The organism is Saccharothrix sp. DSM 118769 (assembly GCF_052936295.1).
The window spans coordinates 9,486,303-9,498,083 of the sequence record NZ_CP193627.1 but is presented as its reverse complement, the minus strand read 5'-3'; the positions used below and the strand labels follow the sequence as shown (position 1 = coordinate 9,498,083).

11 protein-coding genes are annotated in these 11,781 nt (G+C 73.7%); 9 read left to right on the top strand and 2 right to left on the bottom strand.

Translation table 11 applies throughout. The features are described 5' to 3' along the window. Positions 1 to 59 precede the first annotated feature (59 nt). Both ACRAKJ_RS40875 and ACRAKJ_RS40870 read right to left on the bottom strand, forming a co-directional pair. Entirely contained in the window at positions 60 to 1,166 is a 1,107-nt protein-coding gene (locus tag ACRAKJ_RS40875; protein WP_438920169.1) for a glycerophosphodiester phosphodiesterase family protein, read from the bottom strand. Between the two features lie 117 nt (positions 1,167 to 1,283). Then, positions 1,284 to 2,837, bottom strand: coding sequence for a Na+/H+ antiporter (locus tag ACRAKJ_RS40870; protein ID WP_438920168.1), 1,554 nt, complete (start codon positions 2,835 to 2,837; stop codon positions 1,284 to 1,286). A 28-nt stretch (positions 2,838 to 2,865) separates the two neighbouring features. On the opposite strand from ACRAKJ_RS40870, the gene ACRAKJ_RS40865 reads away from it, so the two are divergent. The 9 genes from ACRAKJ_RS40865 (at position 2,866) to ACRAKJ_RS40825 (ending at position 11,509) form a co-directional block, all read left to right on the top strand. Then, positions 2,866 to 3,126: a UBP-type zinc finger domain-containing protein gene (locus tag ACRAKJ_RS40865; RefSeq protein WP_438920167.1), complete on the top strand. Its 261-nt coding sequence runs from the start codon at positions 2,866 to 2,868 to the stop codon at positions 3,124 to 3,126. Between the two features lie 98 nt (positions 3,127 to 3,224). Then, the gene (locus ACRAKJ_RS40860; RefSeq protein WP_438920166.1) at positions 3,225 to 5,228 is read left to right on the top strand and encodes a TRAP transporter fused permease subunit; all 2,004 of its coding nucleotides are present in this window, start codon (positions 3,225 to 3,227) and stop codon (positions 5,226 to 5,228) included. Further along, complete coding sequence (locus ACRAKJ_RS40855; protein WP_438920165.1) at positions 5,221 to 6,210, top strand: TAXI family TRAP transporter solute-binding subunit; 990 nt, start codon at positions 5,221 to 5,223, stop codon at positions 6,208 to 6,210. Before ACRAKJ_RS40860 ends, ACRAKJ_RS40855 begins: the two co-directional genes overlap by 8 nt. 28 nt (positions 6,211 to 6,238) lie before the next feature. Next, positions 6,239 to 7,495: a phosphoribosylamine--glycine ligase gene (gene purD, locus ACRAKJ_RS40850; protein ID WP_438920164.1), complete on the top strand. Its 1,257-nt coding sequence runs from the start codon at positions 6,239 to 6,241 to the stop codon at positions 7,493 to 7,495. A gap of 226 nt (positions 7,496 to 7,721) precedes the next feature. After that, positions 7,722 to 8,177 (top strand): hypothetical protein, encoded by a 456-nt coding sequence (locus ACRAKJ_RS40845; RefSeq protein WP_438920163.1) that lies wholly within the window; start codon positions 7,722 to 7,724, stop codon positions 8,175 to 8,177. A gap of 19 nt (positions 8,178 to 8,196) precedes the next feature. Beyond that, positions 8,197 to 8,775: a DUF3558 family protein gene (locus tag ACRAKJ_RS40840; RefSeq protein ID WP_438920162.1), complete on the top strand. Its 579-nt coding sequence runs from the start codon at positions 8,197 to 8,199 to the stop codon at positions 8,773 to 8,775. Positions 8,776 to 8,784: 9 nt separating this feature from the next. Further along, a complete protein-coding gene (locus tag ACRAKJ_RS40835) occupies positions 8,785 to 10,080 on the top strand; it encodes a PPE domain-containing protein (protein WP_438920161.1) in 1,296 nt (431 codons plus the stop codon). A gap of 1 nt (position 10,081) precedes the next feature. Beyond that, a complete protein-coding gene (locus tag ACRAKJ_RS40830; RefSeq protein ID WP_438920160.1) occupies positions 10,082 to 10,846 on the top strand; it encodes an ESX secretion-associated protein EspG in 765 nt (254 codons plus the stop codon). A gap of 132 nt (positions 10,847 to 10,978) precedes the next feature. Further along, complete coding sequence (locus ACRAKJ_RS40825; protein WP_438920159.1) at positions 10,979 to 11,509, top strand: ESX secretion-associated protein EspG; 531 nt, start codon at positions 10,979 to 10,981, stop codon at positions 11,507 to 11,509. Positions 11,510 to 11,781 lie beyond the last annotated feature (272 nt).

The window sequence follows — 11,781 nt, the reverse complement described above, 5'->3', positions numbered from 1 at the left end:
GGGAGGGCCCCGGCGGTGTGCCGGGGCCCTCCGTCGCACGGCCCTCCGTCGCACGGCGGTCAGCCGTTGCGGGCTTCCACGGCGGTGTCCGGGTTGTCGGCGAACACGCCGTCCAGGCCGGTGGCGTAGAACGCCGTGTACTCGTCGAACGCGCGCCCGTAGGCGGCCGGGTCGGCGGAGGTGCGGAGGTTCGCCGGCAGGAACGCGTTCTCGTTGCGGAACGTCCAGGCGTGCACGACCAGGCCGCGCGCGTGGGCGTCGCGCACGAGGGTCGTCGGCGTCGTCAGGTTGCCGTTGGCGTCGCGCGGGATGATGCGGCTCTTCTCCGCGCCGACGCCCGACGCGTAGGTGCGGATCTCGCGCAGCCCCTCCGGCGTCACGAGGTCGCTGTAGGTGCGCTTGTCACCGGCCTTGACGAAGTCGTACGGCGCGCCCGAGCCGCTGACCAGCTGCACGAGCGGCACCCGGAGCTGCCGCTTGAGCGCCTTGAGGTTCGCCACCTCGAACGACTGCACGTACACCTCGGCGCCGTGCCGGTTGAGGCCCTTGCGGTTGAGCACGTCGACCAGGCGCGGCTCCAGGGGCAGGCCGATCTCCTGGAAGTACGTCGGGTGCTTGGTCTCCGCGTAGAGGCCGATGTCGCGGCCCAGCTCGCGCGACAGCCGCCGGGTCAGCTCGACGACCTCCTCCAGGGTGGGGACCTCGAACCGGCCGTTGTAGAGCGCGTTGCGCGGCCGGGTGTCCGGGATGCGCTCGACGGCGCGCAGCGTCTTCAGCTCGGCGAGCGTGAAGTCCTCGGTGAACCAGCCGGTGATCGACGTGCCGTCGATGACCTTGGTGGTCTTGCGCGCGGCGAACTCCGGGTGCGCGGCCACGTCGGTGGTGCCGCCGATCTCGTTCTCGTGCCGCGCGACGAGCTTCCCGTCCTTGGTGACGACCAGGTCCGGTTCCACGTAGTCCGCGCCCATCCGCGCGGCCAGCTCGTACGACGCCAGCGTGTGCTCCGGGCGGTACCCCGACGCACCCCGGTGGCCGACCACCAGCGGGCCCTTGCGCGCCACCTGCGCGCGGTCGTCGCCGCTGGCGGAGCCACCGGGCAGGACCGCCACCGCCCCGGCCACCACCAGCGCCGCGAGCGCCGCCCCGACGATCCTCGTCCGCACCATCGCCGACCTCCCGTAGAGAATCCAGACGCGCGGCAGCCTCGTCGCGCACCGCGACGTCCGGGTCACCGTAGGGCGAACCCGGGACCACGTCACGGTGAACGCCTCGGGCGCCCGCCGTCACTCGCGGGAGATGGCGGCCTCCTCCAGGTCCAGTTCGCGCAGCACGCGGAACAGCACCTCGTCGTCGATCCGGCCCTCGTCCCGGGCCTCGACGAACACCTGGCGCTCGGCGTCGAGCATGGTCCGCCGCAGCCGCCGGTAGGACGCGGCGGGCGACTCGTCGTCCTGCCGCCCGAGCCGCTCCCACGCCGCGTTGCCCCGGTGCTCGGCCATGATCCGCAGCCGCTCCACGACGTGCCCCGGCGTGCGGTCGTCGTCCTCCACCACCTCGTCGAGCCGCGCCACCGCCGCCTGCGCCGCCGCGTGCTGCACCTGCGCCTCGGCCAGCGCGTCGGCCCGCGCCTCGTCGCCCCGGTGGCCCAGCTTGCGGATGACGAACGGCAGCGTCGTGCCCTGCGCCAGCAGCGTCCCCACCGTGACCACGAACGCGCAGAACACGATCACGTCGCGCCCCGGCAGGTCCAGCGGCAGCGCCGCCGCGGCGGCCAGCGACACCACGCCCCGCATCCCGGCCCACGAGATCACCGTGACGCCCCGCCACCCCGGCGCCGGCTCGCGCTCGCGGACCCGCCGCGACAGCAGCCGGGGGAGGTACGCGGCCGGGTACATCCAGGCGAACCGCACCAGCACCGTCGCCGCCAGCACCGCCGCCGCGCCCCACAGCAGCGCGGACGTGACGTCCACGGCCGCGACGACCGTCTTGAGCTGCAACCCGATCAGGGCGAACACGAACGACTCCAGCAGCACGTCCACCGACCGCCACACCGCGGTGTCCTGGAGGCGCGTGTAGTACGAGCTGCGCGGCGCGTAGTGCCCGATGTAGAGGCCCGCCACGACGACCGCGAGCACCCCCGACGAGTGCAGCTCCTCGGCGAGGATGTACGCGCCGAACGGCACCAGCATGCCCAGCGCGCTCTCCAGCACGCCGTCGTCCAGCCGGTCGCGCACCCACCGCACGGCCACGCCGACCACCAGCCCGACGACCACCCCGCCGCCCGCGCTGACCAGGAACGTGCCGGTGCCCGACGCCCACGTCGCGGTGGCCCCGGCCGCCGCCGCGACGGCCACCTTGTACGCGGTCAGCGCGGTCGCGTCGTTGATCAGGCTCTCGCCGGTCAGCAGCGTCATGGTGCGGCGCGGCAGGTTCAGCCGGCGCCCGACCGCCACCGCGGCCACCGCGTCCGGCGGGGCCACCACCGCGCCCAGCACGAGCGCCGACCACAGCGGCAGCTCCGGCAGCGCCAGGTGCGCCACGACGCCGACGGCGACCGTGGTGGCCAGCACCAGGCCCACCGCGAGCAGCCCGATCGGCCGCAGGTTGGCGCGGATGTTGTGGTACGAGCTGTCCAGCGCCGCCGAGTACAGCAGCGGCGGGAGCACCAGCACCAGGACGAGCTCGGGTTCCAGGGCGAACGCCGGCAGGCCCGGGATGAACGACACCGCCAGGCCGACGCCGACCAGGACCAGCGGCGCCGACCAGCCGAGCCGCTTGGCGGCCGCGGTCACCAGCAGCGCGCCGACGAGCAACAGGAGCAGTTCGGGTCCGTGCATGGCGCAATCTTGCGTGATGATGGCGGGTATGACCTGCCCCCACACGACGGAACTGCCCACCGAGGTCTCGCCCGACAACCCCGAGGGGTGCGCGGACTGCCTGGCCGCGGGCGAGCACAACTGGGCCCACCTGAGGATCTGCCTGAGCTGCGGGCACGTGGCGTGCTGCGACTCCAGCCCCCGCCAGCACGCGACGGCGCACTTCCGCGGCGCGCACCACCCCGTGGTGCGCTCGTTCGAACCGGGCGAGGACTGGCGCTGGTGCTACGTGGACAACCGCATCGTGTGACGGCTTTACAGTCCCTTTAGACGGTCGGCCTATGGCTGTGACCGGTGTCACGGATAGCTTCGTGGGCGCTCCACCAGGCGCGACACGAAGGGGTGCGCGTGTCCACGACGCAGCAGCCGGGGCCCGACGCCGCCACCGGCACGGCAGAGGTAGACCGGCTCATCGCCGAGCACGACGAGGAGCGCCCGTCGCGCGCCCTGTCCCGGCGGTGGGACCTGGGCGTGCGGGTGGCGGGGTTCGCCGTCGCGCTGCTCGTGCTCAAGCAGGTGTTCTGGCCGTTCGCCGAGGGCGGCCAGTACTACCTGGTCGTCTTCCTGGCGGTCACGCTGCCGCTCGTCTTCCTCTGCTACCGCCCGCGCGGTCGGCGCGGCGGCGCGGTCGGCGACGACCCCGGCCCGCTCGACTGGGCGTTCGCCGCCGCGGCGTTCGCGGTCGGCGCGTACCCCCTGTTCGGGGGCTTCGACGCGTTCCTCGACCGGCAGGGGCAGCTCACCGACCTCGACGTGGTCGCCGGGACGCTGCTGCTGGTCCTGGTCCTGGAGGCGTGCCGGCGCACCACCGGGTGGGTGCTGCCGGTCGTGTGCCTGGCGTTCATCGCGTACGCCTACTACGGCGGGTACCTGCCGCAAGCGTGGGACGTCGCCCACGCGGGCGTGGACTTCGGGCAGGTCATCAACGGCTTCTACAACGACGCCACCGGGTTCTACGGCACCCCGCTCGACGTCGCCGCCACCTACATCGTGCTGTTCACCGTCTACGGCGCGGTGCTCAACGCCTCCGGCGCGGGCGCGTTCTTCGTCGACATCAGCTTCTCCGCGTTCCGCGGGTCGCGCACCGCGCCCGGCCGCACCACCGCCACCGCCGGGTTCCTGCTCGGCACCGTGTCCGGCTCGGGCACCGCCACCACCGTGTCGCTCGGCGCGGTGACGTGGCCGATGCTGCGCGAGGCCGGCTACCCCCGGGAGAACGCGGGCGGCCTGCTCGCCGCGTCCGGCATCGGCGCGATCCTGTCCCCGCCCACCCTCGGCGCGGCGGCGTTCATCATCGCCGAGTACCTGGAGACCTCGTACCTGCAGGTGCTGGTGTGGGCGATCCTGCCGACGCTGCTGTACTACCTGGGCATCGCGCTCGCCGTCGAGGTCGACGCCCGCAAGTTCGGCGCGAAGCCGGTGGAGGTCGACGCGCCCCGCCCGTGGGCGCTGCTCAAGCGCGGCGGCCACCACTTCCTGTCGCTCGGCGTGATCGTGCTGTTCCTCGCGCTCGACATCCCGGTCTACTCGGCCGTCGTCTACGCCACCGGCGTGGCCGCCGCGTTCGCGCTGCTCGCCCGGCGCGGCGACGTGCGCGGCTGGCTGCTCGACCTGGCCGACGCGCTGTCCACCGGCGTGCGGTCCGCGCTGCCGGTGATCGCCGTGTGCGCGGCGGCCGGCGTGATCACGTCCACCATCACCAAGACCGGCCTCGGCCAGGTGCTGGCGTCCACGCTGGTCGACATCGCGGGCGCGATCTCGACGAACCCCACCGCGGTGCTGGCGATCACCGCCGTGCTCGCGGCGGTCGCGGTGAGCGTGCTCGGGCTCGCGGTGCCGGTGACGGCGTCGTTCATCATCGCCTGGGTCGTCATCGGGCCCGCGCTGACCGAGCTGGGCGTGGCCCCCGAGGAAGCGGCCATGTTCATCTTCTACTACGCGGTGCTGTCCGAGGTGACGCCGCCGACCGCGCTCGCCGCCGTCGCCGCCGCCGCCATCACCGGCGGCGACGTCATGAAGACGATGTGGCGGACGTGGAAGTACACGCTGCCCGCGTTCCTCGTGCCGCTCGCGTTCGTGCTCACCGAGCACGGCGCCGGGCTGCTGCTGCGGACCACGCCCCTCGACGCGCTCTGGGTGTTCGCCGTGTCCGCCCTGGGAGTGGCCGCCCTGGCCGTGCTCACCGGCGGCTGGCTGCTCGGCCCCGCGCGGTGGCCCGAACGCGCCCTGTGCGCGCCCGCCGCCGTCGCCCTGCTCTACCTGCAACCGGTCACCATCGCCGTCGGCCTGGGCTTCCTCGCCGCCGCGGTCGCGGTGCACCTCGTCCTGAGGAAGAAGGAACAGCATGCGTAGCTGGGCGTTCAAGACCGTCGCCGGCGTGCTCTCGATCGGGCTCGTCGCCGCCGGGTGCGGCGGCAAGCGGACCCCCGACGCGTCGTCGGGCTCCGACGCCGCCGCCTGCGAGGCGGGCGACGGCCGCATCACCATCGCCACCGGCAACTCCGGCGGCGTGTACTACGTCGTCGGCGGCGGCCTGGCCAAGCTGATCAGCGACAACACCAAGCTCAAGGCCACCGCCGCGGAGACCGGCGCGTCCGTGCAGAACATCCAGCAGCTCGTCTCGGGCGACTACGACGTGGCGTTCTCGCTCGCCGACACCGCCGCCGACGCCGTCGCGGGCAAGGGCTCGTTCGAGGGGAAGCCGCAGAAGGTCCAGGCGCTGACCAGGCTCTACCCCAACCACACCCAGGTGCTGGTGCGCGCCGACTCCGGCATCTCCTCGATCGCCGACATGCGCGGCAAGCGCATCTCCACCGGCTCGCCCAAGTCCGGCACCGAGGTCATCGCGACCCGGCTGCTCAAGGCCGCCGGGCTCGACATCGACACCGACGTGCAGGCGCAGCGCCTCGACCTCGCCAAGACCGCCGACGGCATGAAGGACGGCAGCCTCGACGGCCTCGTCTGGTCCGGCGGCCTGCCCACCGCGCAGATCACCGACCTGACCACGTCGCTGGGCGACGACGTGCGGTTCCTCGACACGACGCCGCAGCTCGACGCCCTCAAGGAGGTCAACGAGGTCTACGACCGGGGCGTCGTCCCGGCCGCCGCCTACGGGCAGCCGGCCGACGTGCCGACCGTCGTGGTGCCCAACGTGCTGCTCGTCCGGGAGGACTTCCCGGTGGGCGACGCGTGCGCCGTGACGAAGCTCCTCTTCGACAAGAAGGGCGACCTGGAGGCCGTGCACCCGGCGGCCAAGGGCATCTCGCGGGACGACGCCCGCGAGACCGGCCCGGTGCCGCTGCACCCCGGCTCGCTGGACGCACTGGGAGGGTGAGCCACCGGGTCATCTAGGCTTCCGCACCGTGCGTGTCCTGGTCATCGGGTCTGGCGCCCGTGAACATGCCCTAGTCCTCGCCTTGTCGCGGGACCCCTCGGTGATCGCCTTGGCGTGCGCGCCCGGCAACGCCGGCATCGCCGGTGCGGCGGAGACCTACGGGGTCGACGTCACCGACGGCGCGGCGGTCGCCGCGCTGGCCCAGGAGTGGAAGGCCGACCTCGTCGTGGTCGGGCCGGAGCAGCCCCTCGTGGCGGGCGCGGCGGACGCCGTGCGCGCCGCCGGCATCGCCTGCTTCGGCCCGTCCGCCGAGGCCGCCCGCATCGAGGGCTCCAAGGCGTTCGCGAAGGACGTCATGGCCGCGGCGGGCGTGCCCACGGCCACGTCCGAGGTGGTCGACAACCCGGCCCGCCTCGACGCCGCGCTCACCCACTTCGGCCCCACTTGGGTCGTCAAGGACGACGGCCTCGCCGCCGGCAAGGGCGTCGTCGTCACCGCGGACCGCGCCGTGGCCCGCGCCCACGCCATGACCCTGCTCGACCACGGCCACCCCGTGCTGCTGGAGTCGTTCCTCGACGGCCCCGAGGTGTCCCTGTTCTGCCTGGTGGACGGCGCCACCGTGGTGCCCCTGCTGCCCGCCCAGGACTTCAAGCGCGTCGGCGACGGCGACTCCGGCCCCAACACCGGCGGCATGGGCGCCTACGCCCCGCTGCCGTGGGCCCCGGCCGACCTGGTCGACACCATCGTGTCCACCTGCGTGCAGCCGGTCGTCGACGAACTCGCCCGCCGCGGCACCCCGTTCGCCGGCCTGCTGTACGCGGGCCTGGCCCTGACCTCGACGGGCCCCCAGGTCATCGAGTTCAACTGCCGCTTCGGCGACCCGGAGACCCAGGCCGTCGTCGCCCTCCTGCGCACCCCCCTGGCCGGCCTCTTCCACGCCGCCGCCACGGGCTCGCTCGCGTCCGCGCCGCCCCTGGACTGGTCGGACGGCTACGCGGTCACCGTCGTGGTGGCCGCCGAGGGCTACCCGGGCCTCCCGCGCACCGGCGACGTCGTGGGCGGCGCCGAGGCCGAGGGCGTCCTGCACGCCGGCACCCGCCGCCGCGAGGACGGCGCCGTCGTCTCCACCGGCGGCCGGGTCCTGTCCGTGGTCGGCACCGGCGCCACCCTGGCCGAAGCCCGGACCGACGCCTACCGGCGCGTGGACGCCGTTCACCTGACCGGGTCCCACCACCGCACCGACATCGCGCTGCGCGCGGCGGAGGGCGTGATCGAGGTCCCGTAGGTCACGGCCCGCCGGGCACCGCTCGTGCCCGGCGGCCGACCGCGCGGGCACCCGTCGTCGCGGCCTCCGCGAGGCTCGCGCGGCCCCGGGACCGGTGGGCAAGTCCTCCGAACCCGCGGGAACCGGCGGAGGTGCGGCTTCGTCCAACCTCAGACCCGGTTCACGCGGTCGTTGGTAGCCTCGGACCGGGAGTGAGTCGTCACCGAGCGTACGGGGGTAGGGCGTCGTGGCAGAGGAGAACGGCCTACTGGGCGCGGTCGCGGGCATCGGCGGAGCCATCGGCAAGGCGGTCGGAGAGGTCTTCGCGGCGGAGAAGAGCCTGGGTCGGACGATGGCCTCGGGACCCGGCTCCAGCCAGAAGTTCGAGGTGTCCGAGGAGACGGTGCTCCAGGCGGGGAAACTCGTCAACGACCAGATCGACGCCCTGCGCACCAGTTACCGCGCGGCGTTCCGCGACATCAGGGTCAACCTCGACGGTCTGGACGACCTGAACACGGAGATCGCCGCGGCCTGGAACGACCGGCTGATCGAGAACGACGACTCCTACACGAGCCGCATCGAGCAGTACATCGACAGCCTCAGCAGCCTGGTCGAGCAGTTGCGCGCCACGGCGACGCAGTACGGGCACACCGAGGAAGAGGTAGTGGCGGCTATGGGGGCAGCGGGTGCTTCGAAGCAGTAGGGCTCTGGTCGTGGTCGCCGTGGCCGGTGCGGTTCTCGCCGGCTGCACGACCCAGGAGCCCGGCGACCCCACCCCGCGACCGACGGGGACCAGCGGTTCGGCCGGTCCGACGTCCGGTTCGTCGAAGCCCACCGTCGAGTTCCCGGCCAGGCCGGCCGAGGTCACGCTCGACGGCATCGCCGACGCCTGCCGGGCCCTCACGCCCGAGCAGCAGGAGCGGTTGGGAATCGACGAGGCGATCAGCGAGCCCCAGGACGTCATCGAGGGCAAGAACTCGCCGGGGTGCAGCTTCCAGGGCAACTCCCGGCCGCTGTTCAGCTACGAGGTCACGCTGATCGCGGACGAGGGCGTCGACTACTGGGAAGGCCCGAGCAACCTCGAAATCGAGCAGAAGACGGTCGCGGGCTTCGGTGCCTACCAGGTCACCCTGATCGGCACGACCAAGGGCGACTGCGCCGTGGCGGTCGACGTGGCGGACGGGCAGCAGCTGTTCGTGTCGTTCCTGCCCATCGGCGACGGGTTCACCCGGGACCAGATGTGCGAGAACGCGGCCAAGGGCGCGGAAGCGGCGCTGACGACTTTGCGGACTCTGAAGTAAGGGGCAGGCATGGGCTTCAGGCAGATCACGGACCACCGCTTCGAGGGCTACTCCAACGCCGCCCTGGCCGGCCTGGTCGAGCAGTTCCAGAGCGGCGACGCCTCCCAGCGCTTCAGCAACGCCTCGCACGCCCTGCGCCAGCTGGCGGCGACCCTGGACGAGACCGACGAGACGCTGCGCAACGAGCTGAAGAAGCTCGGCATCAACTGGCAGGGCGCGGCCGGTGACAACGCCGGGAAGGCGGTCACCGTGTCGGCGGACGTGGCGTCGTCCGGCACCGACGCCGCCAAGCAGAACTCCAAGGCCACCGCCGTGCAGGGGGCCAACTACAGCCAGACGCGCAACAGCATGCCGCCGCCCACCGCGTTGCAGGGCGACACGGAGACCAGCTTCTGGGACGACGCGGGCGGGTTCTTCGGGTACGAGACCGACCACGCCAAGGAGGTCAAGGCGACCCAGGCGGCGCGCGAGCAGACCATCCGCGGGCTCGACCAGTACACCGAGGCGAGCCGCGACGCGCTCGACCAGTACCAGGGCATGAACAAGCCGCCGCAGTTCGACGTCACCTCCGCCTCCAGCGTCAGCACGCCGGTGTCGCCCGCGATCCAGCCCGGTGGCGGGATCACGGGTGTGCCGGGGGCCGTGCCCGGGTCGCTGCCCGGCGGTGGCGGGGTCGGGTCGGTGCCCGGCGGCGGTTCGGTCGGGCTGCCGCAGCAGTTGCCGGGGGTGCTGCCCGGCGGTGCCGTCACCGGCATCGCGCCCGGCACGCCCGGGCCCGGTGGGACGGTGCTGCCGCCCGCCGCGCTGGGCAAGGTCGGCGGGTCGAACCTCGGGCTGGGGCTCGGCCTCGGCCTGGCCGGCGGTGCGGCGCTCGGGTTGGCGGCGGGTGCCGCGCGCGGGGGACGGGTCGTGCGCAACCCGTCCGGTGGCGGGCTGCCCGCCGGCGCCAAGGTGCCGGAGGGCGCGGCCGGCGGCAAGGGCGGTTCCGGTGCCGGTGGCGGCGTGCCCAAGGGCGGGGTGCCCGGCGGTGCCGGTGGCGCGTTGACCGGCAAGCCCGGCGTCTCGGCCACGATCGGCATGATCGACCCGGACGAGCGCGTCCCCGGACGTCCCGGTGCCGCGGGTGTCGCCGCGGGCAAGGGCGCGGGCGGGTCGATGATGCAGGCCGCCGCGGCCCCGCAGCGCGGCGAGGGCGAGGAGGACGCCGAGCACGTGCGCAAGTACGGCGTGGACTCCGACGACGTCTTCGGCGACGAGCGGATGGTCGTGCAGTCGGTCATCGGCGACGAGCCCGAGAAGAAGTGAAGTGAACACGGTCGTCCTGTCGACCCTGGAGTTCGACGTCGCGTGGGAGGGCGAGCGGTCGGCCAGGCGCAGCGTCGCGCTGGACGTGCCCAGCCCCGGTGTCACGCACACCGAGCGGGCCGCGCTGGTGGACCAGGCGTGGCAGTCGCTCGCCGTCCGCGGGTTGGCCCGGAACCGGCGGCTGACGCCCGAGCTGGCCGACGCGTTCGCGCTGCTGGCGAACCCGCAGGTGTCGATTGACCTGTGGGTGTGGGTGGACCGCCGCAAGATCAAGGGCCTCGCGGCCTCCGCCGGTGACGACGGCCTGCTGGCCGTCGTCGACGGCGACGAGGTGTGGTTGATCGAGGCACGCGCCAGCGCGCTCGCCGAGGCGGCGGTGTCCGTCGCCGGCGAGGTGAACGCCGGGTACGGGCGGTCGATCAGCCTCCCGAACGACGTGCTGCGCAAGGCGTCCGACGAGGCCGGACGGGACGCCGAGAAGCTGGTGCTGTCGCTGGAGCGGCACGGGTTGCCGCTGCACGAGGCGCAGGAGCTGGCCGCGATGTGCGACGGCATGAGCACCCGCGGCCAGTTCGGCGCCGAACGCGCCCAGCGCGGCGGACCGCCGGTCCGGGCCTCGCGGGTGGTGGCGTGGCACGACACCCCGTCCGGCCGGTACCTGCACCTCGTGCGGCCCAGCTCGGACGGCCGCGAGTGGAGCACCATCACGCCGATCGACAACGCCCGGCTGGCGGCCTGCGTCTGGGAGCTGCTCCAGGAGGTCTGACCCCTTTTTCAGGGGGGTCACGGGGGCCGTACAGGGGGTGGGTCCGGGAACCCCGACGCCCCGCACCACGTCAATCCCGTTGCGGGCCTGGGGGGCCAAGCACTGCCCGCCGTCATTCGGGAGTGACGTTCGGTGACCAACGCTACGCTCAGCGCTACCGCGTTCCGCACGGCATGGGAACACCTGGACCTCGGCGCCATGCCGATCGTCCTGCACGTCCAGGACGACCCCGCACCGTGGAGCCACCTGACCGCGCAGGGCCTGGCCCGCGGCGGGGAGCTCGACCCGTGGTTGGGGGCCGCGTTCAAACTGCTCGCCTACCCGCCCCGTTCGGCGGACCTGAGGCTCGGCTTCGGCAGCACCGCCGTGCGCGCGCTCGCGGCGTCCTCGGGGACCGGGTCGCTGCTGGCCGTGCTCAGGCGGGACCTGCTCACCGTGCGCGAGGTGGACCACGACCTGGCCACCGCGCTCGTCGGCCTGCTGCCCCGGCAGCCGGGTGGGCGGGTCGGCGCACCGGACCTGCACGGCCAGTTCGGCGCCGCGGCGACCGACCGGACCGGGCGCAGGCGCCGCGCGGCTGACGTGGTCGGCTTCCACGGACCGACGGACCCCGCCGACCTGCGCGAGAGGATCGCCGTGTTGTTGAACGAGTTCCGCGACTAGGCCGGGTGCCACAGGTGGGGTGATCGGCACCGCGGACGGCCCGGCCGGCGTGGGTGACCGCGGGCGGCCCGGCCGGCGCGGGTGGTCCAGGCGGCCCGAACGGCCCGAACAGCCCGGCTGGCGTGGGCGGCCCGGCCAGCACGAATGGCGCGGGCGGCCCGGCTGGCGTGGGTGGCGTGGGTGGCCCGGGCGGCGCGAATGGCGCGGGTGGCCGGGCTGGCGCGGGTGGCCGGGATGTGGCCGCGGTGTCCGCGCCGAGGTCGGGAACGGCG